Raw genomic sequence first — 22,357 nt, 5'->3', positions numbered from 1 at the left:
CTTTATCTCTTAAAGCATCCTGGGCACGTCAGATGGAGACTGGATAAAGAAAGCCTCATCACCATCCCCCGGAGCTGTGGATCAGCGCCGCACCCGGTAAGAGTCCTGCACCAGCCCCGACGGGAAGGCCTGCGTGCCCTGGTGGACCCACCACACGTCCCCGCCCAGCGGGCCGAACAGAGGGATCCCCTCGCCCAGCAGCACCGGCACGCGCGTCACGGTCAGCTCATCCAGCAGTCCCGCCCGCAGGAACGCCTGCACGGTCTGCCCGCCGTCCACGTACACGCCCCCCACGCCCTGCTCGCGCAGTTCCGCCGCCAGGACCTCCACCGGCCCCGGGTGGACTTCGACCCCCTCGCGCCGCAGGTCCTCCGGGATGTCCGCCCCGGTCAGGGTGCGGCTCAGGACCAGCAGTCGCGTCCCGGCATACGGCCACGGGCTGAAATCCCGCACCGCTCCGAAGGTCGCGCGGCCCATCACGACCACCTCGACCCCCGCCATGAACGCCCCGAAGCCGTGATCCTCACCCGACGGGGCGGGCACCCCGTCCGGCGTGGCGCCCGGCAGCCAGTCCAGCCGCCCGTCGGGCCGCGCGATGAACCCGTCCAGACTGGTCGCGATGAACACCCGGAAGGTCGTCATGCCCCCAGCCTACCCGGCCCCCGCCCGGTTGCCCATCCGCCCGGCGGCTCAGACGGGATTAAATTGACCTGCTTGCACCGTGATCGCGTTCCGTTGTCCCCTCTAGAGGGAGGGAGGAGCGAAGCGACGGAAGGGTGAGGGGGCCACCGGGCGACTCAGAGTGATGTGGAATCACTTGAGTCCCGTATCAGACGGCGGTCAGATCTGCCCGTCCAGGCGGTCGCGGTACACCACGTACGCCACGCCCAGCGTCGTCAGGGTGGCCACCAGACTGCTCAGGCCGTAGCTGATCAGCGGCAGCGTGATGCCCGTCAGCGGCAGCACGCTCAGGGCCGCGCCGATGTTCTCGATGACCTGAAAGCCGATCTGTCCCAGGATGCCCGCGAACAGCACCTGATCCTGCAACCTCGGCGACTGCGCCGCCATGCCCGCCAGCCCCCAGAACAGCGCCCCGTACAGCGCCAGCACGCCCAGCGCGCCCACCAGTCCCTGCTCCTCGGCCCAGGTGCTGAACGCGAAATCCGTGTGCGCCTCCGGCAGGAACCCGTTGTGCGACTGACTGCCCTGCTTGTACCCCTTGCCCTCGATGCCGCCCGACCCGACCGCGATGATGCTCTGGATCACCTGATACCCCGCCCCGCGCGGATCCTGGTACGGATTCACGAAGATCGTCAGGCGTTTCTGCTGGTACTCCTCCAGGTGCGGAAACAGCACGGTCGGCACGGCCACGCCCAGCGCCAGGACCGCCAGCGCCGCGTGCCACCAGGGAATACGCGCCGCGAGCAGCATCACGCCGAACATGACACTCAGGACCATCGCCCCGCCGAAGTCGTTCACGACGACCAGTCCCACCGCCGGGAGGAACACCGCCAGCGCCCGCGCGTACGTGGGCAGCCCCTTGAAGCCGCCGCGCAGCACGAGGGCCAGCATCAGGATCAGGGCCAGTTTCGTGAGTTCCAGCGGCTGGAACTGAATGGGCCCCAGCATGATCCAGTTCTTCTGCCCGTTGACTTCCTTGCCGATCACGAACGTACTCGCCTGCAACAGCAGCGCCAGCCCGAACAGGTGCGGCGCGAAGCGGTAGATCCGGTCGCGGCCCGCCCACCACAGCACGCCCAGCGGCACGGCCGCCAGCAGCACGCCCAGCACCTGCTTCACGAAGATGCCCTCCGAGGCGCGCGGCGACAGCGCCGCCGTGCTGACGGTCAGCAGGCCCGCCGCCAGCAGCAGGGCGATGATCACGGGAAAACGCAGGTCGTACTTCACGGGGCACTCCGGGCGGGGCAGGTCACGCCCCCCAGCGTAGGGCCCGGCGACCAGAAAATCCTAAGAGCCGCTGGCCCGGCTCTCATCCAGTGATCCCCGGCGGCAGCGCGGGCTGCTTTCCGTCCCCCGTGAATCCAGCAGAAGAGGGGGCGTCAGGCTCAGCCCCCGACGCCCCTCCGAACCTGCAGGCCCGCGGTCAGCGGGTGCGGCCACCCGTCGGCGGCTCGTCCAGCGGGATGTTCGCCATCAGCACGACCATATCGCCGCGCTGCTCGATCTCCACGCTGCTGTTCCCCGCCGGGAAGTAGCGCCGCACGACCTCCAGCAGGTCGTTGCGCAGCGCGTCCACCTTACCGGGCGGAATCTGCGCCCGGTCGTACGCCAGCACCAGCTCCAGGCGGTCCTTGAGCGTCTCCTTGCTGCGGCCCCGCTTCATCCAGGAAAACACGTCACGCCCCCCCGAACAGGCGGCGCAGCGCCGCCAGGAAACCCCGGTCCTCCTCGAACTTCGGGTACGGCACGTCCTCGCCCTTCAGGCGCCGCGCGGTCGCCATGAACGCCTCCCCGGCCTTCGTCTTGCCCAGCACCGCCGGCTCCCCGACGTTCGTGCTCACGATGATCCCCTCGTCCTCCGGGATGATCCCGATCGGTTTCACACCCAGGATGTCGAGGATGTCCGCCTCCGAGAGCATATTGCCGCTCGCGACCATCTTGGGTCGCAGGCGGTTGATCACCAGCCGGATCTCGTTGACCTGCTGCGCCTCCAGCAGCCCGATGATGCGGTCCGCGTCACGCACGCTGGACACCTCGGGGTTCACCACGACCAGCGCGCCCTCGGCCGGCGCGGCGGCCGTGCGGAACCCCGACTCGATCCCCGCCGGGGAGTCGATCAGGATGCGCGTGAAGCCCTCCTGCTCCACCAGGTCCCGCACCACGCCCTTGAACACCTCGGGGTCCAGGGCGTCCTTGTCACGTGTCTGCGACGCGGGCAGCAGGTACAGGTTCTCCACGCGCTTGTCGCGGATCAGCGCCTGACTCATGCGGCACTTGCCTTCCAGCACGTCCACGAGATCGAACACCACGCGGGACTCCAGGCCCATCACCACGTCGAGGTTGCGCAGACCCACGTCCACGTCGATGACGGCGACCTTCTCGCCGAGCTTCGCGAGGGCCGCACCGATATTCGCGGTGGTCGTGGTTTTGCCCACGCCCCCCTTCCCGGACGTGACGACAATCACCTTGGCATTCATGTCCCGGCAGTGTAGCGCGCCCGAATGAGGGGGTGTGCACCGACCTGCGGCGGGCCGGGCGGGTGGTGGCGCCGCGGACCGGCGCGACCGCCTGATGAGGGTGGGGGCCACCACGAACTGAATTGAATGTCAAGTCAGTTCGGGATGCACCCGGATGGGGGCAGGCGTTACGCTCTGGCCGGGTCGCAGCGTGAGCGTGCCATGCACGTTCCATGAAGGCCCAGACCCGAACGCACCGGAGGCACCACCATGAAACGAGCGGCCCTCGCCCTGCTGACCCTGACGACCACCCTCGTCGCCTGCAAACCCCCCCAGACGCCCGACACCAAGCCCACCCCCGACCCCCTGGCTCCCTTCACCGGCCAGAAACTGAACTGGACCACCTGCGACCCCACCATCCTGGGCAGCGACGACACGCAACTGTTCGGGGCGCTCGGCACCCGCCTGAGCTGCGCCGACCTGAGCGTCCCCCTGGACTGGAGCAACCCCGCCGCCGGGAAGGCCAGCGTGTCCCTGATCCGCTACGCCGCCGCCGACGGCAAGAAACGCCAGGGCTCGATCTTCTTCAACCCCGGCGGCCCCGGCGGCGACGGCCTGGCCTTCGCGCCCCTGTTCGGCTTCTACTGGGAAAACGGCGTCATCGACACGCCCGCCGCCGAGAACCTGAAGACCATGACCGAGCAGTTCGACCTGATCGGTTTCTCCCCGCGCGGCGTGGGCGCCAGCACCCGCCTGAACTGCGGCACGAACGAACTGAGCGCCCCCATCCGCCCGCCCGCCACGGACCGCAGCGAGGCGAACGTCCAGGCCATGATCCGCGAGGGGAAACTGACCGCCCTGGCCTGCCAGAAAAACCCCATCACGCCCTTCGTGAACACCGACGCGACCGCCCGCGACCTGAACCTCGCGCGGCAGCTCATGGGCGACCAGCAACTGAACTACATCGGGTACTCGTACGGCACGTGGCTGGGCTCCTGGTACGCCAAGCTGTTCCCCGAACACACCGGCCGCATGCTGCTCGACGGGAACACGTCCTTCAACGCGCCCTTCGAGGAGACCTTCGGCTTCCAGCCCATGGCCTTCGAACGGGACTTCCGTGACGCGGTCGCCCCGTACCTGGCGCGTCAGAACGCGTACTTCGGGCTGGGCGCGACCGGCAGTGACGTGTACGCCACGCAGAACGGCCTGGAAGAGAACCTGCGCTTCATCACCAGCCGCTACATCGCGCAGTTCATGTACGGCCGCGACAACCTGCCCCTGATCGGCGTCGTCCTGAAACCCGCCGCCGTGCTCAGCGGCCTGATCAGGACCAACCCCACCGCCACGACCGACGAACTGGGCGCCCTGGCCCTGAAGCAGACCTACTTCCCGGACGCCGAGACCAACGACCTGGCCCGGCAGCTGGCGCTGATGTTCCTCCAGATCCGCGAGGACGTGCGTAACCCCGCGCCGACCCCCGTCGAACTGGACGCGTCCTCCTCGGTGTTCACGGCCGTGACCTGCAACGATACCGCCTGGCCCACCGACCTGACCGCCGCCCGCACCCGCGACGAGCAGGAGGCCAAGGCGTACCCGCTGCTCGGCGGGGCCTCGGTCGCCAACGCCTGCTACCAGTGGAAGGGTGGCCCCAGCGTCAAGCAGCCCGCCATTCCCGCGAACATGCCGCCCGTCCTGATGCTCCAGAACGAACTCGATCCCGCCACCGCGCAGGAAGGCGCCCTGAAGGCCCTGAACAGCACGCCGGGCGCGAAGATGATCTTCATCGACGACGAGCCGCAGCACGCCGCGTTCCCGTACGGCACCGCCTGCGTGGACACGCCCATCACCGAGTACTTCCTGACCGGCAAGATGCCCACGGCCAAGCTGAGCACCTGCGCGGCCCTGCCGCTGCCCGGCGAGAGGACCGTCGTGCCCGTCAAGACGCTGAACGTGCAGAGCGGCGCGCTGTGCTTCGCTCAGCCCACCCTGAGCAGCCTCTCGCTGCGCGAGCAGCGCCTGAGCTACGCCAAGCTGGAGATGCGCCGCATCATCGACCGCACCGCCCAGGGCCTGCTGGCGGGCCGTACGCTCCGCCCGGACCTGAACGGTCAGCTGACCGTCCGCGACTGCCAGTGACCCACCTGTAATCCAGTTCCATCCCCCTGCGGCCCGTCACGGTAGAGTGGCGGGCTGAAATGCCGTGCCCCCGCCCGAGCGGGTGTGGCGTGGCGAGGAGTGAGCATGACGGAAGCAGTGAAGCCCGCCAACGCGGGCGCGAGGAAGGTGGGGTTCATCAGCCTGGGGTGCCCGAAGGCGCTGGTGGACAGCGAGCGGATCCTGACGCAATTGCGTGTGGAGGGGTACGAGGTCGCGCCCAGTTACGAGGACGCCGACGCGGTGATCGTGAATACCTGTGGGTTCATCACGCCCGCCGTGGAGGAGTCCCTGAACGCGATCGGCGAGGCGCTGGACGCGACCGGGAAGGTCATCGTGACCGGCTGCCTGGGTGAACGCCCGGAGAAGATCATGGAACGCCACCCGAAGGTCGCGGCCATCACCGGCAGCGAGGCGGTGGACGACGTGATGGGCCACGTGCGCACGCTGCTGCCCATCGAGACGGACGCCTTCACGGGCCTGCTGCCGGTCGCCGCGCCCGGCATGCGCGCCGGGGCCGAGCAGCCCGCCCGTGAGGACACCCGGCACGGGGACGTGTTCGCGCCCAGCGTGAAGCTCACGCCGCGCCACTACGCGTACGTGAAGATCGCCGAGGGCTGTAACCACACCTGCTCGTTCTGCATCATCCCGAAACTGCGCGGCCTGCAGGTGTCGCGGGACGCGGGCGCGGTGCTGTACGAGGCGTTCCGGCTGATTGCGGGCGGCACGAAGGAACTCATGATCATCAGCCAGGACACCAGCGCTTACGGCGTGGACGTCCGCTACCGCGAGTCCGAATTCCAGGGCGAGCAGGTCCGCGCGCACCTGACCGACCTCGCCGTGAAACTCGGCGAGATGGGTGCGTGGGTGCGCATGCACTACGTGTACCCGTACCCGCACGTCGAGAAGATCGTGGAACTCATGGCTGCGGGCAAGATCCTCCCGTACCTGGACGTGCCGCTGCAGCACGCCAGCCCGAAGGTGCTGCGCGCCATGCGCCGCCCCGGCGCGGGCAAGCAGCTCGACACCATCCGCCGCTGGCGCGAGATCTGCCCGGAACTCGTGATCCGCTCGACGTTCATCGTGGGCTTCCCCGGCGAGACCGAAGCGGACTTCCAGGAGCTGCTGACGTTCCTGGAGGACGCCCGCCTGGACCGCGTGGGGGCCTTCGCGTACAGCGACGTCGAGGAAGCGGACGCGAACGCGCTGCCCGGCGCGGTGCCGCAGGAGGTCAAGGAGGAGCGCCTCGCGCGCTTCATGGAGGTCGCCCAGCGCATCAGCGCCGAGAAGCTCGCCGAGAAGGTCGGGACCGTCATGGACGTCATCATCGACGAGTTCAACGATGACGAGGACGACCAGCCCGGCACGAAACTCATCGGCCGCACGAAGGGCGACGCGCCCGGCATCGACGGGCAGGTGTACGTGTACGCCGCCGAGTTCGCCGGAGCCGTGAAGATCGGGGACATCGTCCGCGTGCGCATCGAGGACAGCGACGAGTACGACCTGTACGGCGAGGTCGTCGAGACGCCCACGTGGCGCCCCAACGTGCCGCAACTGGGCCACTTCGGCAAGCACTGAACTGAACTCCGGTGGCCGGGCGGCCCTGTGGCCCTCCACCGGGCGGATAGAAGGGGGTGGGCTGCTCAGATGGCCCGCCCCTTCACCGTTATCGGGCGGCAGCTCACGCGGGGATGGGGGAGACTGCGGGGGTGATCCGACTGCATTTCAATCGACCCGGCAATCGCGCGGGGCGGCCGCCGAGTACGTGGCTGCTGGACGTGCCGATCTTCACGGTCTGCCCGAACTGTGGCTGCACGCCGCATGAGGCGCTGCGCTACGGGGGCAGTCGCTACGGGCTGGTCGGCAGTTTCACCTGTGCGGCGTGCGGGGCGAAGGTGACGATCACCGACGGCGACTGCTATCCCCCGGTGCGCTTCACGGCCGACGTGACGGGCAAACCACAGGTGTCGTTCGTGTACGAGGACGTGTACCGCCTGAACTGGGCGGACCTGGAACGGGCCGGGGCGCTGACCCGCACCTCCCTGATCCCACCGGGCGAGAAAGGGTATGTAGACGTTGAGGCGGCCCTGCGCGCGCTGGAGGCCGAGATCGCCCGCCTGGACCTCCCGCACGCCCCGGCCCCCCTGCCGGACGGGGTGACGTGGGTGCCGCTGCCGCTGCGCGCGTGGCTGGACGCGCTGCATACGCTGGGGGTCTAGGCCGGAAGTGTGCGCGGCCGGGAAGGTCTGCAAGACACCCGTGATGAATGTTCCCTAAACTGCCGGGGTGACCCCTGACGTCCTTCTCGTGATCTTCGCCGGGCTGCTGGGCCTGCTGGTGGGCTCGTTCTCGAATGTGCTCATCTGGCGGCTGCCGCGCGGGGAGAACATCGCGTTCCCTCCCAGCCACTGCCCGAACTGCGACCACCGTCTGGGTGTCATCGATCTGGTGCCCGTGTTCTCCTGGCTGAGCCTGGGCGGGAAGTGCCGCTACTGCAGGGCGCCCATCAAGGCGCGTTACCCGGTCGTGGAACTCCTGACCGGGATCGGGTACGCGGCCATCGCGGCGCTGTTTCCCCCGCTGACGGTCGGCTGGGGCGCGCTGGGCCTGATGGTGCTGTTTACCCTGCTGCTGGTGGGCAGTGCCATCGACCTGGACACGTACACCATTCCCGACGAACTGACCCTGCCCGGCGTGGCGCTGGGGGTCCTGTTCGGCGTCCTGAACGGGCGCGCGGGCGTGGAGGGCCTCCCGGACCTCGCGGGCGCGGTGCAGGGCGCGCTGCTGGGCGCCGGGGTGGTCGTGGCGATCAACCAGTTCGGGTCGTGGGTGCTGCGCCGCTTCCGCGAGCGGTCCTTCCCGGAGTTTCCCATCGGGTACCAGCAGATCAGCCTCGGCCTGCTGGCGGGCGCGTGGCTGGGCCCGTGGTGGGGGGCGGTCGTGGGCCTGCTGTCCGCGCTGGTGAACGTCGCGGCGCGCCGCGTGATCCGCATCCCGGAACTGCTCACGCTGGGCGGGCTGCTCGTCAGCGTGATGCTGGGCAGCGCCGGGTACGGCCCGGGCATGATCCTGATGGTGCAGGGCGCCCTGGCGGCCGCCGGGGCGGTGTCGCTCGCGTGCGGCGTGTACTGGTGGCTGCACTGGCGTCGCCACCGCGAGGACGACGGCGCCGCCGACGACACGCAGGTGGACGCCAGCGCCATGGGTTTCGGGGACGTGAAGCTCGCCGCCGTGATCGGCGCGTTCCTGGGCTGGGAGCGGCTGCTGCTGGCGCTGGTCGTCGCGGTGTTTGCCGGGGCGATCTTCGGCGTGGCGCAGCTCGCCCTGCGCAGCGAGAACCGCGTGAAGTTCGGGCCGTTCCTCGCACTGGGCGCCGTGGTGGCCCTGCTGTGGGGCGGCGCGCTGATCGGCAGTTACCGCGAGATGCTGGGGCTGTAGGAAAGGCAGATGGCGAATGGCAGATGGCGGAGGCCCGGTCACGGAACCTCCGCCATCTGCTTTCTGCCGTCTGCTGTTACATCTTGACGCTGGTGCAGGTCACGCCGGCGTCGGCGGGTGCGCCGCTGGCGTCCTTGGCGGTGTGGATGTTGAAGTATGTGGCGTTCATGACGTCGGCGGCTGCCACGCTGCCGGACAGTTTCAGCATGCCCATCGCGTCACTCTGGCCGACGATCATGCTGCTCATGATGGGCGCGCCGCCGCTGCTGCACGGGTCGGTGCTGGCGGTGCCCTGCACGTGGTAGTGCGCGACGTAGTAGGTGTTCGGGGCGAGGCCGCTGACCATGGCGCTCGTCATGACGGTCATCCCGTCACGCGTGGTGGTCACGGTGCCGCTGGAGCTCAGGGCGCCGCCCGCCGGCTGCTTGGCCAGCGTGTAGGTCATGGGGGCGTACATCATGGCGCAGGAACCGAGGGCCAGGGCCAGGGCGGGCATGAACAGAATCTTTTTCATGATGGTGCCTCCGTTGAACTGATTTGAACGGGCCAGTCTGTGCCTGACCGCGCGGCGCAGAGTGTCAGGTTGCTCCCTTTGTGACGGGTCACTGAAGGGCCGCTGAAGGCTCGGTGCAGACTTATACTGGGTTCAATCCCTCCCGGTTTCCGGCCCGTTCCCAGTTCACGAGGTGCGACCATGACGCAGACCCAGCCGCTCCCCACCGACCTCCAGGCGCTGTTCGAGCGTCAGCGTGCGCACCGCTGGACGGCCGCGCAGAGCACCCCGGCGCAGCGGCAGGCGATCCTGCGCCGCCTGCACGACGCCATCAAGGCCCACCGCGTGTCCCTGGCCGACGCCCTGCGCGCCGACCTGGGCAAGAGCCGCGCCGAGGCCGAGGTCACCGAACTGCACCCTGTCCTGGAGGAAATCCAGCACGCCATCCGCCGACTGCCGCGCTGGATGGCCGCCCGCCGCGTGGACACCCCGGTCGTGCTGGTGGGCGCCCGCAGCGAGATCCAGCCGCAGGCGCGCGGCGTCACGCTGGTCCTCAGCCCCTGGAACTACCCCGTGAACCTCGCCCTGGCGCCGCTGGTGGCGAGCCTCGCGGCCGGGAACACCGTCATCCTGAAACCCAGCGAGAAGGCCCCCAACGTGGCCCGCGCGCTGCGCGAGCTGCTGGAGGCCACCTTCGACCCGGCGCTCGTGGCCGTCGTGGAGGGCGACGCGGACACCGCCCGCTTCCTGACCGAACTGCCCTTCGATCACATCTTCTTCACGGGCAGCACCGCCGTCGGCAAGCACGTCATGCGCGCCGCGAGCGCCAATCTGACCAGCGTCACGCTGGAACTGGGCGGCAAAAGCCCCGCCCTGATCGACCGCAGCGCCGACCTGAACCTGACCGCCGAGCGGCTCGCGTGGGGCAAACTGCTCAACGCCGGGCAGACCTGCGTCGCGCCGGACTACGCCCTGGTGCCCGAGGCGCAGCGGGACGCGCTGATCCTGCGCCTGGACGAGGTCATCGCCCGCCGCTACGGCGACCGCGCGTGGCTGCGCGCCGGACCCGACTACGGCCGCATGGTGGACGCCGCCAGCGTCGAGCGGCTGGAACGCCTGACCCGCCAGAGCGTGCAGATGGGCGCCCGGATCGTGCTGGGCGGCGAGTTCAGCCCCGCCGAGCGCTTCATCTCACCGACCGTCGTGGCGGACGTCACGCCCGACATGCCCCTGATGCAGGAGGAACTGTTCGGCCCGGTCCTCCCGGTCGTCACGTACCGCTCGATGGACGACGCCCTGAACCTCATTCGTCGCCTGGACGCCCCCCTGGCCCTGTACCTGTTCAGCGGCGACGACGGGGTCACCCGCCGCGTGCAGCGCGAAACCACCAGCGGCGGCATGGTCGTGAACGGCACCGTCGTGCACCTCAGCAACCCGCACCTGCCCTTCGGTGGCGTCGGCCCCAGCGGCATGGGCAGCTACCACGGCGAGCACGGCTTCCGCGCCTTCAGCCACGAACGCGCCGTCCTGACCGAACCCGCCCGCAGCCCCGTGCGCTTCCTGTACCCCCCCTACGGCCGCCCCGGCCCACGGCTGGTCGCGTGGGCGCTGCGCCTCCTCGAACGCCAGAGCGGACCGCGCGAATGACCCGGGAGCCCTGGGCTGACGTGACCGGCGTCGTCACTGCCGGAGGCCGCTCCAGCCGCTTCGGGAGCGACAAGGCTCTCGTGACCTGGCAGGGCCGCACGCTGCTGGACCGCGCCTGCACGCCCCTGGCCCACGCTGCCATCCGCCTGATCATCGCGCCCGAAGGCCGGTACCACATGCCCGGCTGGCGCGTCACGCCCGACACCCGCCCCGGCGAGGGCCCCCTGGCCGCACTGGAGGCCGCGCTGCACGCCGCCGCGGACGGCTGGGTGGCCTTCACCGGCGTGGACCTGCCCTGCCTGACACGCGACTACTGGGACACCCTGCTCGCCGCCCGCGCGCCCGGCGTGCTCGGCGTGCAGGCCCTCGACGGACTGAAACGCCCCCAGCCGCTCGCCGCGCTGTACCACACCAGCCTGCGCGCGCACGTCACCGACCTGCTCAACGCGGGCGAACGCCGCCTGCGTTTCGCCGTCACCGCCCCGCACGTCCGGCACGTGCCCGGCCTGGACCCGGCCCTGCTGCGCAACGTGAACACGCCCGCCGACCTGCCCGGCGCCTGCTGACCGCCCGAACCGGAGCGTCCTACCCGAAGCGCGCCTTATGCTCCCGCTTCAGCCGCGCGTACTCCACGTTCGCCTCCGCCTCATCCCACTTCGCCTTGAAGATCCGCGCGGACTCGGCCTTCACCGGGTCCTCCGGATCCCGCGGACGCTCCGCACGGCCATGCGCGCCACTCTGACCCTTCTTGCCCTCCGGCACCGGCCCCTCGTACTTCTTCCCGCCCCGGTGATTCGCGTACCGCCGGGCGCGCGTGAAGCCCATCTGCAGGAACTTCCGGGCCATGTCCGCCCCCACGAAATCCCCCGCCCCCAGGTATCCCAGGAACATCCCGTAGATCGCCTCACTGCTCTCCCGGGCCACCTCCGGCGTCGCGAAGCGCCAGTGCGGCAGGATCTCGGACTTGTACGGCTGCACCAGCAGCACGCCCTGCTCCCCCACCCCCACCCGGTACAGCTCCGGATGCGCGCGCAGGTCCAGTTCCGCGTAATTCAGGGAGTAATCGAACTTCGGCATAGGAGTGCAGATGGCAGAAGGCGGATGGCAAAGGCGCTTCGCTTTCAGCCATCTGCCATCTGCGCTGAACTGCTCAGTTCATCCGGTCGTCGTCCATGATCGCCTGGAGCATCCAGCGGATCTTGTCGATGGTCGCCGCGTACCCGTTGTACATGTCGGCAGTCGCGGGGTCGTTCGCGTCGTCCACCGTCTGGCTGTCGTCGCGGTAGCCCTTGCCGACGCGGGTCAGGTCGGCCACCAGATCCGCCACCTGCGTGCGGGCGTCACGGACGGTCTCGGTGGGGACCTTCACGGTGCTGAAGCGTTCGATGTCGCTCGGCGCGGCGATGGGGCTGCCGCCCAGCGCGACCAGACGCTCGGCCTGCTCGTCGATGCCGGGGAAGATCTCGTCGATGAACTCGTCGTACGCGAGGTGCAGGTCGCGGAAGAAGCGGCCACGGATGTCCCAGTGGTACTTCTTGAACTTCAGGTACAGGCTGATCGTCGTGGCGAGGTTGCGCTGCAGCGTCTCCGCGACCGTCCCGAACTCGGCTTCGGAGAGGTAGGCGTGGTCCACGAGCGCGTTGTTCGTGGTGCTCAGGTGCGCCGCGTCGGCCTTCGCCGCGCCGCTGGCCTTGCCGGTCGGGGCCTTGCCGTCACTCGTGGCCTTGGTGTCGGCTTTCTTCGGGGCGGCCTTGCTCTTCTTGGTCATGCGGTCACCGTACCCCCGCGCCCCCACGCGCGCCCATACGGGAAACCTTTACGCTTCCGGGAAGAACACCAGCCGGTTCCCCACCACGCGCAGGCCCACCTCGCCGCGTTCCAGCAGCTCGGTCAGGTGCGCGCTGACCACCGCGCGGTTCAGGACCACCGCGCCCGCGTTCGTCATCTGCACGCCCAGCGCGTCGCACACGCGGGCCAGCAGGTCATCCACTCCCGCCTCCCCGGCGCGGACCGCCGCGCGCACCGCGTCCGTCACGCGCTCCAGCGCCGACAGGTTCGCCGCGACCAGCCCCGGCAGGTCCCCGGTCGGGTCACCGTGCCCCGGCAGGGTCACCGCCACGCCCTCCAGTTCACCCAGGCGCGCCGCCGCCTCCTTCTGCAATGCCGAATCCTGGCAGAACACCAGCGGATGCTTCGCCAGCGCCTCCGGGCCGAACAGCGCGTCCGCCGCGTACAGCACGCCGCCCACCCGCACCGCGTACATCAGGCTCGCGTGCCCCGCCACCTCGATCAGCTCCAGGCTCACCCCACCGATCCGCGTCAGGCCCGGCTCGGGTGCCAGCCGCGCCGGACTGGGCGGCGCCAGCAGGAACTTCGACTGCAACACCTTCGGGGGCCGCGCACCGAACAGCCCGATCGGTTCGAGGATCGGGTGCGTGATGATCGCGTCCTCCAGCGGCGGTGCGAACACCTTCAACTCCGGGAATTTCTTCAGGATGAACGCGTTCCCCCCGTGATGATCCGCGTGACTGTGCGTGTTCAGAATCCCGGTCGGCGTCAGGCCAAGCTCGGCTATGCCACGCAGCAGCTTCCGGGCGTGCCCGTCGTCCAGCCCGGTATCCACCAGCAGCGCCCCACCCCGCCCGTCCTCCAGCACCAGCGAATTCACCGCGCCCGGCAGGAAATGAACACCGGGGGCCAGGGGAGACAGGCTGCTCATGCGGGACAGCGTACCCCCGGGGCGCGCGGGGCGGGTGTAGCCTGCGCGGCGTGAGTGCGTCCGTGTCCACGATCCCGTCTACGCCGCCGCCCGCGCCGGAGCCCGCGCCGTTCCGGGTGTCGGCGGCGCAGGCGGGACTGATCGCGTCGAACTTCCTGATGTGGGGCGGGTTCTTCGCGGTGATTCCGCTGGTCACCGTGCACTTCAGTGGGCCTGCGGCGGGTGGCGGGCTGGGCTGGAGTGCCGCGAGCGTGGGGCTGGTGCTGGGATTGCGGCAGCTGACGCAGCAGGGCCTGACGGTGTTCGGCGGGGCGTGGTCGGACCGGCTGGGGCCGAAACCGCTCATCCTGGCGGGGTGCCTGCTGCGCACGGCGGGCTTCGCGTGGATGGGCTTCGCGGACTCGCTGGGCGTGCTGCTCGCGGCGGCGGTGCTGGCCGGGGTGGGCGGCGGGCTGTTCGACGCGCCCAAGAGTGCCGCGATCACGCAGGTGACGCGTGAGGAGCACCGCACGCGGATGTTCAGCCTGACCAGCCTGTCCGGAAACGCCGGGATGGTGACCGGCCCGCTGATCGGCGCGGCGCTGCTGGGCCTGGGCTTCCGTTCGGCGGCGCTGGCGGCGGCCAGCGTGTACCTCCTGGCGGCGCTGGTGCTGGCGGTGACGCTGCCGCACCTGCGCCCGCAGCGCGGCGCGGGCCGCAGCCTGGACGGCCTGCGCGTCGCGGCCCTGGATACCCGCTTCCGGCGCTTCACGCTGGTCCTGATCGGGTACTTCATCCTGAGCACGCAGATCAACGTGGCGGTCACCCTGAAGGCCATCGCGCTGGCCGGGACCGGCGCGACCGGCCCGCTGTACGGCCTGTCCGCCGGGATGGCGGTGATCCTCCAGTACCCGCTGCTGCGCGCCGTGGAGCGCTATCTGCCGACCCGCACGGCGCTGGTGGTGGCGGTGGCGCTGGTCGGCCTGAGCCTGGGCCTGATGAGCGTCGCGACCACCTTCCCGGCGCTGCTGGCGTGCGTGGCGCTGTACTCGCTGGGCACCATGACCGTGTACCCCACCCAGCAGACCCTGACCGCCCGCTTCGCGCCGCCCGCCCTGGTCGGCAGTTACTTTGGCTTCAGCGCCATCAGCCTGGGCGTCGGGGGCGCGGTGGGCAGCGTCCTGGGCGGCGCGTTGGTGGACACGGGCGTGCGGCTGGGCTTCCCGGCCCTGCCGTGGGTCACCCTGGCGGTCATCGGTGTGCTGACGGCCCTGGGCCTGCGCTGGGCGCTGCGCGGCCTGGACGAGGCTCCCGCAGACGCAACCTGATTCCTGGCTCCCCTCTGAGGGGAGCTGTCGGCGTAGCCGACTGAGGGGTTCACGCGGCTGTCAGTCCCCGATGAACACCAGTCGCTCGAAGCTGCCGTCCGCGTGCGCTTCGGGGAGGCCTTGCGCGGCGGCCTGTTTCAGCTGGGCGAGGGCGGCGGACAGGGCGGGACCTTCCCCGTACATCTGTTCCGCTTCTGGCGTGACTTGGAGTTCCAGGCCGCGCCCTCCCTGAGTGGCGCGCAGGACGATGCCGGGGCCGGGGACGTGCGTGACCTGCACGTCGGCGGGGAAGGCGGCGAGGTCGATCTGGTGGCGCAGCGTGTCGTCCATACGGTCATTGTGCCTCCCGGCACCTCTTCCCGGTACCGCGCCCTGCCTCCCATTCACCCCGGCGCCCCGCCCGTATCCTGCGCGGGTGACGCTGTTCGACCCGCCCGCTCCCCTCGCCGAACGCCTGCGGCCCCGCACGGTCGCGGAGGTCGTGGGTCAGACGCACCTGCTCGGCCCCGGCAAACCTCTGACGCGCGTGCTGGGCTCCGGGCGGCTGGGCAGCCTGATCCTGTGGGGACCGCCCGGCGTGGGCAAGACCACCCTGGCCCGGCTCCTGGCCGGGGAGGTCGGCGCGCACTTCATTCCGCTCTCGGCCGTCACGGCGGGCGTGAAGGACGTCCGGGAGGCGGTCACGGAAGCCGAACGCCTGCGCGGGCGCGGGCAGAAGACCATCCTCTTCCTCGACGAGATCCATCGTTTCAACAAGGCGCAGCAGGACGCGCTGCTCCCGCACGTCGAGTCGGGCCTGCTGACCCTGATCGGCGCGACCACCGAGAACCCCAGCTTCGAGGTGAACCCCGCCCTGCGCTCCCGCGCCCGCACGCTGGTCCTGGAGGCCCTGAAGCCGGAGGAGGTGCGCGGCCTGCTCGAACGCGCCCTGACCGACCCGCGCGGCCTGAGCGGCGTGACCGCCGAGCCGGCAGCGCTGGACCTCCTCGCCCGCCTCGCCGAAGGGGATGCCCGCCGCGCCCTCAGCACCCTGGAAGTCGCCAGCACCCTGAGTCACCCGGTCACGCCAGACGCGATCACCGAGGCCTTCGGGCGGCACCTGCCGCAGATGGACAAGAACGGCGAGGACTTCTACAACCTCATCAGCGCGCTGCACAAGAGCGTGCGCGGCAGCCACGTCGACGGCGCGCTGTACTGGCTGGCCCGTATGGTCGAGGGCGGCGCCGACCCCCTGTACGTCGCGCGGCGCGTGGTCCGCATGGCCGCCGAGGACATCGGCCTCGCCGACCCGCAGGCCCTCCGGCTGTGCATCGCGGCGCGGGACACCGTCGAATTCCTCGGCAGCCCCGAAGGCGACCTCGCGCTGGCGCAGGCGGTCGTGTACCTCGCCCTGGCCCCCAAGAGCAACAGCGTGTACGTGGCGTGGAAGAACGCCCTGAACGCCGTCCGCGACGGAGAAAGCCTGCCCATCCCGCTGCACCTGCGCAACGCCCCCACCGCCCTCATGCGCCAGCAGGGCTACGGCAAAGGGTACGCGTACTACTTCGACGACCCCGAAGGGTCATTCGCCCAGAACTACCTCCCCGACGGCGTGCAACTGGGGCTCTACGCCCCCACCGGCGAGGGCTGGGAGGCCCGGGTCGCCGACCGCTGGCGCAAACTCCGGGACGCACACGGCGAGGGGGAGGCCGCGCTGGACTGACCGCCGGGACAATCCGGCCCCGCGCGCCGGGTACGGTGACCGTACGTCAAGTGCGTGTGGGCGCCCGGTACCGGGTGGTCCTGGGGGGTCGTGATGCTGGTAGTGCCGGTGGCAGGGCAGGCGTGGGTGCGGCTGAATGCGGAGTGGGTGCTGCCGGGCGTGACGGTGGCACTGGTGTTCCTGCTGGCGGGTCGGGTGCCGCCGGAGGTGCGGCCCTGGCTGGTGGGGCTGGCGCTGTTCGACCTGACGGTGAGTGCGGCGCTGATCGCGTCCCGCACGCGGTTGCGGGGCGAGCGGCACCCGGAGGCGCTGGCGTGGGTGCTCGTGCGGGGCGTGCTGGTGGCGTGGCTGCTGCTGCCGCTGTCGCGCGGGTGGTGGCCGGTCGCCGCGGCGCTGGGGCTGGTGGGGCTGGGCGTGGTGGCGTTCGGCCTGACGCGGCCCCTCCCGGCGGGCGCGGCGCGGCTGGAGGGCCTGGAGCGGCGGATCGTGTCGTGGTCGCGCGTGACGCCCCGCTCGGGCCTGGGGGCGTGGCTGGCGTGGGAGGCGGCGGTGTGGGCGCACCTGCTGGGCAGGGCGCGTGGTCCGAGTGGTACGGCATTCCGGTCGTCCACGGGGGCGGGCGCGGCGTTCACGCTGCTGATCTTCCTGAGTGTCCTGGAGGCCGTGCCGGTGCACTTCCTGCTGGCGGCGCGGGATGAACGGGCGGCGCTGGTGCATCTGCTCGTGAACGTGCTGGGCGCACTGTGGTGCGCGGGGCAGCTGCGGGCCCTGCGGGCGCGGGGGGTGGTGCTGGGCGAGCGGCTGCACCTGAACGCGGGCCTGCTCTGGACCGGCAGCGTGGCCCTGAGTGATCTCGCGCAGGTGCAGGCGGGCGCGCCCAGTGAGGCGGGCGTGCTGCCCCTGCACCGTCAGGCACGCGCGAACGTGACACTGCGGTTCGCGCGGCCCGTCACGCTGTACGGGTTCCTGGGGCGGCCACAGGTGACAGGGGCGGTCAGCCTGAGCGTGGACGACCCACGCGCCTTCATAGACGCACTGGACGCCGCCCGCGCCGGGTTCAGGCCAGTCCCAGGCTCCGCGTGACGGTGGCCTGCGCGTCCTGTTCGGGCACGCTGGTCACGACCGCTTCGATGTGTCCGTCCGGGCCGGTCAGGATCAGGGTGGGGAAGGCGTGCACGCGGTATGGGCGGCGCAGGCTGCCGTCCGTGTCGAGGTGCAGCGCGTCCCCGTACGCGTGGGGGGCAGGTCGCCGCGTCGCGCGTCGATCACACGCAGGTCCAGCCCGTGCGTGTGCGCCAGCTGCCCCAGGAACACGTCCAGCGTGTCGCACGCCACGCAGGCCTCGGTCTTGAAGGACAGCAGCGTGCGGCGCGTGACGTTCAGCGCGGCGGGCGGCGGCACGACCGCGCCCGGCTGGACGGTGCGCGCGGCGATCAGGCGGCCGAGCAGCGCCCCGATGGGGCGGGGCAGGCGGATGTGGACGGGCGTTGGGGCGGGTCGCTGGGTCATGAAACCTCCTGGGGGATGCCCCCAGGTACGCGCCCGGCGCGGCCGGGTTCCCGCGTGGGCGTGACGGCAGCAGAAGGCCCCCGCCGCTCCGGGGTGCGGAGGGCGGGGGGTGGGGGCGGACCGGCGTCGAGGCCGTGGTCGTGAGGGGTGCGCGGTGCCGGGTGAGGGGTGCAGGGTGCTGGGCGTGCCCGGTGGGGCCGGTCGGTCCGGCGACGCCGCCCCGGCGTCTTCAGGGGTGCAGCCTTTTCCCCGCTGCGGGGTAGGTCTCCGCCCGCGCGGACGCTCCCGACCGGCAGTGTGGGCCTATTCGGGCAGGTCCGTCAACCAGTTGGCCTGTTGCAGCTGCGTGTCCAGTTCACGCCGCGCCTTGGCCAGGGTGTCCACCTGCGCCTGCAGGTCGCGGGCGGGCAGCGCGGAGAGGATGCGGACCTCGCTGTTGCTGTAGCGGGTGGGGCGTTCGCTGGCGGTGGCGGCGGCGCGGCGCAGGACCTTCAGGCGCAGGTCGAGCAGGTCGCGGCGGGTCAGGGCGTCCGTGATGGTCTCCCCGCCGGGCAGCGTGGCGCTGAGGTTCGCGCGGTGAATGCGTGGCAGGAGGGCCTCCAGTTGCGCGGTGACGTCCATGAACTCGCGCAGCAGCGCCTGGGGGTCCTCGGCGGGCGCCTCGCCTTCCTGCATGAGCAGGTTCTTCACGAGCCGCTCCTCGAGCTGCGCGGCGCGTTTCTGGAGGTCGGCGCGGGTGATCAGGGCCTCGGCGAGTTTCATGCGTGCAGGGTAAGGGTAGACGGGGGAGAGGTGTAGAGGGAATTGGAATAAGGCTTTCTAAGCCACTCGGCGCACGGTCATTCCGGGCGGGGGCCGCTATGCTCCCTGTGAGATGTCCTTCGATGCCCGCGCCCTGTCCGCCCTTGATTTTCCCCGCGTCCTGTCTGCCCTGGCGGAGCGGAGTGCCACGACGCTGGGCGCCGAGCGCGCCCGGGCCCTGCGCCCCTCGGATGACGCGTGGCGGATCGCGCGGGAACTGGACGAGGTCGAGGACGCGCTGTTCGGCGTGAGCCTCAGCCTGGGCGGCATTCAGGATATCCGTGACCTGCACGCCCGCGCGGGCGAGGGCCGGGTGCTGGCCGGGCAGGAGCTGCTGAACGCGGCGTACTCGCTGGACGGCGCGATGACCGTCAAGCGGGCCATCAACGCGAATTCGCGCGGGCCGCTGCGGGAACTCGCGGTGGACCTGGGGGATCACAGTGAACTGGTGCGGCGGGTGCTGTCCGCCCTGGACCGCGACGGGGGCGTGCGCGACGACGCCAGTCCGCGCCTGCGGGATCTGCGCAAGCGCATCGAGCCGCTGCGGGGGCGTATCCGTGAACGGCTGGCGGCGACGCTGGACAAGTGGGCGGACGTGCTGCAGGAGCATATCGTCACGATCCGCCGCGACCGCTACGTGCTGCCGGTGCAGGCCAGCCGCGTGGGGCAGGTGCAGGGCATCATCGTGGACGCGTCGGCGACCGGGCAGACGTACTTCGTGGAACCGGCGGCCGTGACGCAGCTGAACAACGAACTGACCCGCCTGATCCTCGACGAGGAGGCCGAGGTGCGGCGCATCCTGACGGAACTGTCGGGCCTGCTCGCCTCGGACGCGGCGGTGCCGATGACGCTGGCCGTGATCGGCGAGCTGGATCTGATCGCCGCGAAGGCGCGGCTGGCCCGTGACTGGCGCCTGAACCGCCCCGAGCAGGTGGAAGGCGGCTCGTACGACCTGCGCGAGGTGCGCCACCCGCTGATCGAGAACCCGGTGGCGAACGACCTCGCGCTGGGGGACACGAAACTGCTGCTCATCACCGGGCCGAACATGGGCGGCAAGACCGCGACGATCAAGACGCTGGGTCTGGCGGTGCTGATGCACCAGTGCGGGATGTACGTCGCGGCGGCCAGTGCGCGGCTGCCGGTGGTGCGGGACGTGCTGGTGGATATCGGGGACGAGCAGAGCATCGAGGCGAGCCTGTCCACCTTCGCGTCTCACCTGAAGCACCTGCGGTATGTGCTGCGCCACGCCGCGCCGGACACGCTGGTCCTCGTGGACGAGCTGGGCAGCGGCACCGACCCGAACGAGGGCGCCGCACTCGCCCAGGCGCTGATCGAGTGCCTGCTCACGCAGGACGCGCGCGGCGTGATCACCTCGCACCTCTCGCCCCTGAAACTGTTCGCGCTGGAAACGCCGGGCCTGAAGAACGCCAGCATGGGCTTCGACGTCGAAACACTGGCCCCCACGTACGTCCTGCAGGTGGGGCAGCCGGGCCGGTCGTTCGCGCTGGCCATCGCGCAGCGCATGGGTCTCCCGGCGGACGTGCTGGGCCGCGCCGAGGAGCTGCTGGGCCCCGACGCGGGCCTGATGGAACGCATGCTCGAGGGCCTGGAGCGCGAACGGACCGACCTGCGCGCCCAGCTCGACGCCACCGCCGCGGCCAAACGCGACGCCGAGGCCGAACTGGGCCGCGTCCGCCAGGAACGCGAGACCCTGGAAGCCCGCCGGGGCGAGATGCTCGCCGAGGCCAGCCAGAAGGCCGAATCGCTGTACGCCGACGCCGTCGAGCGGGTGCGGACGCTGCGGGCCCGCGCGCAGGAGGACAGCGCCCGCCCGCGCGTCATGCAGGAACTGCGCGAACTGCGCGTTGCCGCGCAGAAGACCCGCCCCGCCCCCGCCCCGCGCGAGGACCGTGGCGATCCCATCCGGGTGGGCAGCAGCGTGGACGTCCCCGCCTACAACGCCAGCGGACAGGTGCTCGAACTGCGGGGCGACGATCTGGTCGTGCAGCTGGGCGTCATGAAGGTCGGCGTGAAACGCCGCGACGTGCGCCTCAAGCAGGAACCCAAGGTCAGCGCGCCCAAGACGCGCGGCCCCCGCTTCACCGGCACCGCGCCCACCGCCGCCCTGAAGGAACTCCAGCTGCGCGGCATGGGCGTCGAGGAGGCCGTGGAGGAACTCCGCACCGCCATCCTCGAAGCGCACGCGCTGAAGGAGACTCCGCTGCGCGTCGTGCACGGCAAGGGCCAGGGCGTCCTGCGGCGCCTGCTGCGCGAGTACCTGAAGAACGACAAGAAGGTCGAGTCCTTCCACGACGCCGAACCCAACCAGGGCGGGCACGGCGTGACCATCGTGAACATCCGCCGCTGACCGGGCGCCCTCATGAGGCGGCCTTTGACGACCCTCAGGGTTCACCGTCAGGATAGGCAGGTGCGATTTCCTGCTCCTGCCCTTCTGACGGCCACGCTCACCGCCGCTGGCCTCGCCCTGACCGTCCCCGCCTCCGCCCAGACCGCGCCTGCTGGCGGCTTCCAGCTGCCTGCCGATTACTTCGGCCGCTTCGGCAGTACGCAACTGGTGGCCAGCACCACCGACGGCTTCGGCGTGCGCTATCTGCCCCTGCCCCTCAAGGCCGACCTGCGCCTCACGCTCGTGAAGGCCCCCACGTACACCGACTACGGCCTCAGCGCGCAGCTGGGCAGCCTGTACGCCGCTGCCGGCGTGTTCTACAACGTGCCCCGGGCCGAACTGACGAACGCGCCCGCCAGCGGCCTGCAGTGGAGCGGCGTGGTGCAGGGCGGCGCCTCGCACAGCCGGTTCAGCGTCGGGTACGCCACGCAGGTCGACGGCGGCAAGGTGCGCTTCCTGAACAACGTCGGCGTGGCCCAGCAGGGCGGCGTCACCGCGCCCTACACCCAGTCCGAGGTCAGCGCCGCGTACGGCAGGACGTTCGACAAGGTCAACACCGCCGTGTACTCCACCGCCCGCATGTACGCCTTCCCGGTGCAGGGCAAGGCGCAGGGCAGCCTGGACGTGACCCTGGCCCTGAACGCCCCGCTCGCGCAGGGCCTGACGCTGAACGCCTCGCACTTCGAGCGGTTCGCGGTCGGCGAGGTCGCCATCCCGGACTTCGGTCTGGGGCGCGCGCACTCCACGAGCGGCGACCTCACCTACCGTCTGCCGAACGCGCCCGGCTTCGGCCTGGGCGCCGTGCGGACCCGAGGCAGCCGCGACTGGACCGGACGGTACAGCACCGTGGACGGGGACGTGATGTTCCGCGTGGACGGCCTGCCCGTCCTGATCGGGCCCAGCGTCGGGTATGTCGCGTTCGATGCGGGTGCCGGAACGAGTTACGTCCGGTACGGGCTGGTCACCCTGCCCCGCTGAGCGTCCCGCCTGCCGGGTCTGGTCTGCGTGACTGGGGGTGCGGGTGGACAGGGGCAGCCCCCGGT

Annotated in this window: 22 protein-coding genes; 11 read left to right on the top strand and 11 right to left on the bottom strand. The window is 70.7% G+C overall.

Annotated features, from left to right (window positions below):
- Nucleotides 1-81 precede the first annotated feature (81 nt).
- The 4 genes from DEIGR_RS14395 to minD form a co-directional block, all read right to left on the bottom strand.
- Nucleotides 82-642 carry a dihydrofolate reductase family protein gene (locus DEIGR_RS14395; protein WP_058978265.1) on the bottom strand — a complete coding sequence of 187 codons (561 nt, stop codon included), beginning with the start codon at nt 640-642 and terminating at the stop codon, nt 82-84.
- A gap of 198 nt (nt 643-840) precedes the next feature.
- Nucleotides 841-1,908 (bottom strand): FtsW/RodA/SpoVE family cell cycle protein, encoded by a 1,068-nt coding sequence (locus DEIGR_RS14390; RefSeq protein WP_058978264.1) that lies wholly within the window; start codon nt 1,906-1,908, stop codon nt 841-843.
- A 196-nt stretch (nt 1,909-2,104) separates the two neighbouring features.
- On the bottom strand, nt 2,105-2,356 hold the full coding sequence (minE, locus tag DEIGR_RS14385; protein ID WP_046843977.1) for a cell division topological specificity factor MinE: 252 nt from the start codon (nt 2,354-2,356) through the stop codon (nt 2,105-2,107).
- A gap of 1 nt (nt 2,357) precedes the next feature.
- Nucleotides 2,358-3,158, bottom strand: a complete 801-nt coding sequence (gene minD, locus DEIGR_RS14380; RefSeq protein ID WP_058978263.1) for a septum site-determining protein MinD — start codon at nt 3,156-3,158, stop codon at nt 2,358-2,360.
- Nucleotides 3,159-3,407: 249 nt separating this feature from the next.
- Between minD and DEIGR_RS14375 the strand changes: the two genes are divergently transcribed.
- The 4 genes from DEIGR_RS14375 to DEIGR_RS14360 all read left to right on the top strand — a co-directional run bounded on the left by DEIGR_RS14375 (nt 3,408) and on the right by DEIGR_RS14360 (nt 8,729).
- Nucleotides 3,408-5,273: an alpha/beta fold hydrolase gene (locus DEIGR_RS14375; RefSeq protein ID WP_083524076.1), complete on the top strand. Its 1,866-nt coding sequence runs from the start codon at nt 3,408-3,410 to the stop codon at nt 5,271-5,273.
- Nucleotides 5,274-5,378: 105 nt separating this feature from the next.
- Nucleotides 5,379-6,869: a 30S ribosomal protein S12 methylthiotransferase RimO gene (rimO, locus tag DEIGR_RS14370; RefSeq protein ID WP_058978785.1), complete on the top strand. Its 1,491-nt coding sequence runs from the start codon at nt 5,379-5,381 to the stop codon at nt 6,867-6,869.
- A 131-nt stretch (nt 6,870-7,000) separates the two neighbouring features.
- Nucleotides 7,001-7,510 (top strand): hypothetical protein, encoded by a 510-nt coding sequence (locus DEIGR_RS14365; protein ID WP_058978262.1) that lies wholly within the window; start codon nt 7,001-7,003, stop codon nt 7,508-7,510.
- A gap of 67 nt (nt 7,511-7,577) precedes the next feature.
- On the top strand, nt 7,578-8,729 hold the full coding sequence (locus DEIGR_RS14360) for a prepilin peptidase (RefSeq protein WP_058978261.1): 1,152 nt from the start codon (nt 7,578-7,580) through the stop codon (nt 8,727-8,729).
- Nucleotides 8,730-8,805: 76 nt separating this feature from the next.
- Here DEIGR_RS14360 and DEIGR_RS14355 read toward each other — a convergent pair whose 3' ends face one another.
- Complete coding sequence (locus tag DEIGR_RS14355) at nt 8,806-9,243, bottom strand: hypothetical protein (protein WP_058978260.1); 438 nt, start codon at nt 9,241-9,243, stop codon at nt 8,806-8,808.
- Between the two features lie 180 nt (nt 9,244-9,423).
- Here DEIGR_RS14355 and DEIGR_RS14350 point away from each other — a divergent pair, with 180 nt between their 5' ends.
- Both DEIGR_RS14350 and mobA read left to right on the top strand, forming a co-directional pair.
- The gene (locus DEIGR_RS14350) at nt 9,424-10,869 is read left to right on the top strand and encodes an aldehyde dehydrogenase family protein (protein ID WP_058978259.1); all 1,446 of its coding nucleotides are present in this window, start codon (nt 9,424-9,426) and stop codon (nt 10,867-10,869) included.
- A 20-nt stretch (nt 10,870-10,889) separates the two neighbouring features.
- Nucleotides 10,890-11,435 (top strand): molybdenum cofactor guanylyltransferase, encoded by a 546-nt coding sequence (gene mobA, locus DEIGR_RS14345; protein ID WP_322787162.1) that lies wholly within the window; start codon nt 10,890-10,892, stop codon nt 11,433-11,435.
- Nucleotides 11,436-11,454: 19 nt separating this feature from the next.
- On the opposite strand, the gene DEIGR_RS14340 is transcribed toward mobA, so the two are convergent.
- The 3 genes from DEIGR_RS14340 to DEIGR_RS14330 all read right to left on the bottom strand — a co-directional run bounded on the left by DEIGR_RS14340 (nt 11,455) and on the right by DEIGR_RS14330 (nt 13,588).
- Nucleotides 11,455-11,946, bottom strand: coding sequence for a DUF4385 domain-containing protein (locus DEIGR_RS14340; protein ID WP_058978257.1), 492 nt, complete (start codon nt 11,944-11,946; stop codon nt 11,455-11,457).
- Between the two features lie 73 nt (nt 11,947-12,019).
- Nucleotides 12,020-12,637: a Dps family protein gene (locus DEIGR_RS14335; protein WP_058978256.1), complete on the bottom strand. Its 618-nt coding sequence runs from the start codon at nt 12,635-12,637 to the stop codon at nt 12,020-12,022.
- A 48-nt stretch (nt 12,638-12,685) separates the two neighbouring features.
- Nucleotides 12,686-13,588: an MBL fold metallo-hydrolase gene (locus DEIGR_RS14330; RefSeq protein WP_058978255.1), complete on the bottom strand. Its 903-nt coding sequence runs from the start codon at nt 13,586-13,588 to the stop codon at nt 12,686-12,688.
- 50 nt (nt 13,589-13,638) lie between these two features.
- Between DEIGR_RS14330 and DEIGR_RS14325 the strand changes: the two genes are divergently transcribed.
- Complete coding sequence (locus tag DEIGR_RS14325; protein ID WP_407638329.1) at nt 13,639-14,895, top strand: MFS transporter; 1,257 nt, start codon at nt 13,639-13,641, stop codon at nt 14,893-14,895.
- Nucleotides 14,896-14,955: 60 nt separating this feature from the next.
- Here DEIGR_RS14325 and DEIGR_RS14320 read toward each other — a convergent pair whose 3' ends face one another.
- Nucleotides 14,956-15,225 carry a hypothetical protein gene (locus tag DEIGR_RS14320; protein WP_058978254.1) on the bottom strand — a complete coding sequence of 90 codons (270 nt, stop codon included), beginning with the start codon at nt 15,223-15,225 and terminating at the stop codon, nt 14,956-14,958.
- 85 nt (nt 15,226-15,310) lie between these two features.
- On the opposite strand from DEIGR_RS14320, the gene DEIGR_RS14315 reads away from it, so the two are divergent.
- On the top strand, nt 15,311-16,597 hold the full coding sequence (locus tag DEIGR_RS14315) for a replication-associated recombination protein A (RefSeq protein WP_058978253.1): 1,287 nt from the start codon (nt 15,311-15,313) through the stop codon (nt 16,595-16,597).
- A 93-nt stretch (nt 16,598-16,690) separates the two neighbouring features.
- Nucleotides 16,691-17,680, top strand: a complete 990-nt coding sequence (locus DEIGR_RS14310; protein WP_153013754.1) for a hypothetical protein — start codon at nt 16,691-16,693, stop codon at nt 17,678-17,680.
- A gap of 72 nt (nt 17,681-17,752) precedes the next feature.
- Here the strand turns inward: DEIGR_RS14310 and DEIGR_RS14305 are convergent, their stop codons facing one another.
- Both DEIGR_RS14305 and DEIGR_RS14300 read right to left on the bottom strand, forming a co-directional pair.
- Nucleotides 17,753-18,106, bottom strand: coding sequence for a hypothetical protein (locus tag DEIGR_RS14305; protein WP_058978251.1), 354 nt, complete (start codon nt 18,104-18,106; stop codon nt 17,753-17,755).
- Between the two features lie 303 nt (nt 18,107-18,409).
- Entirely contained in the window at nt 18,410-18,868 is a 459-nt protein-coding gene (locus DEIGR_RS14300) for a DIP1984 family protein (protein WP_058978250.1), read from the bottom strand.
- Nucleotides 18,869-18,980: 112 nt separating this feature from the next.
- Between DEIGR_RS14300 and DEIGR_RS14295 the strand changes: the two genes are divergently transcribed.
- Both DEIGR_RS14295 and DEIGR_RS14290 read left to right on the top strand, forming a co-directional pair.
- Nucleotides 18,981-21,275: an endonuclease MutS2 gene (locus DEIGR_RS14295; RefSeq protein WP_058978249.1), complete on the top strand. Its 2,295-nt coding sequence runs from the start codon at nt 18,981-18,983 to the stop codon at nt 21,273-21,275.
- A 60-nt stretch (nt 21,276-21,335) separates the two neighbouring features.
- Entirely contained in the window at nt 21,336-22,292 is a 957-nt protein-coding gene (locus DEIGR_RS14290) for a hypothetical protein (protein ID WP_058978248.1), read from the top strand.
- Nucleotides 22,293-22,357 lie beyond the last annotated feature (65 nt).

The sequence above is a fragment of the Deinococcus grandis genome (genome assembly GCF_001485435.1).
Taxonomy (GTDB): Bacteria; Deinococcota; Deinococci; order Deinococcales; family Deinococcaceae; genus Deinococcus; species Deinococcus grandis.
Note: the sequence above shows the minus strand (reverse complement) of the source record. Positions and strands in the feature narration are given on the sequence as shown.

Bases quoted from the DNA above. Each gene is read 5' to 3' on its own strand.
- rimO (WP_058978785.1), top strand. From the start codon at position 5,379: ATGACGGAAGCAGTGAAGCCCGCCAACGCGGGCGCGAGGAAGGTGGGG.
- minD (WP_058978263.1), bottom strand. From the start codon at position 3,158: ATGAATGCCAAGGTGATTGTCGTCACGTCCGGGAAGGGGGGCGTGGGC.
- DEIGR_RS14350 (WP_058978259.1), top strand. From the start codon at position 9,424: ATGACGCAGACCCAGCCGCTCCCCACCGACCTCCAGGCGCTGTTCGAG.
- DEIGR_RS14300 (WP_058978250.1), bottom strand. From the start codon at position 18,868: ATGAAACTCGCCGAGGCCCTGATCACCCGCGCCGACCTCCAGAAACGC.
- DEIGR_RS14305 (WP_058978251.1), bottom strand. From the start codon at position 18,106: ATGACCCAGCGACCCGCCCCAACGCCCGTCCACATCCGCCTGCCCCGC.
- DEIGR_RS14395 (WP_058978265.1), bottom strand. From the start codon at position 642: ATGACGACCTTCCGGGTGTTCATCGCGACCAGTCTGGACGGGTTCATC.
- DEIGR_RS14310 (WP_153013754.1), top strand. From the start codon at position 16,691: ATGCTGGTAGTGCCGGTGGCAGGGCAGGCGTGGGTGCGGCTGAATGCG.
- DEIGR_RS14340 (WP_058978257.1), bottom strand. From the start codon at position 11,946: ATGCCGAAGTTCGATTACTCCCTGAATTACGCGGAACTGGACCTGCGC.
- DEIGR_RS14320 (WP_058978254.1), bottom strand. From the start codon at position 15,225: ATGGACGACACGCTGCGCCACCAGATCGACCTCGCCGCCTTCCCCGCC.
- DEIGR_RS14355 (WP_058978260.1), bottom strand. From the start codon at position 9,243: ATGAAAAAGATTCTGTTCATGCCCGCCCTGGCCCTGGCCCTCGGTTCC.
- DEIGR_RS14375 (WP_083524076.1), top strand. From the start codon at position 3,408: ATGAAACGAGCGGCCCTCGCCCTGCTGACCCTGACGACCACCCTCGTC.
- DEIGR_RS14335 (WP_058978256.1), bottom strand. From the start codon at position 12,637: ATGACCAAGAAGAGCAAGGCCGCCCCGAAGAAAGCCGACACCAAGGCC.
- DEIGR_RS14295 (WP_058978249.1), top strand. From the start codon at position 18,981: ATGTCCTTCGATGCCCGCGCCCTGTCCGCCCTTGATTTTCCCCGCGTC.
- DEIGR_RS14330 (WP_058978255.1), bottom strand. From the start codon at position 13,588: ATGAGCAGCCTGTCTCCCCTGGCCCCCGGTGTTCATTTCCTGCCGGGC.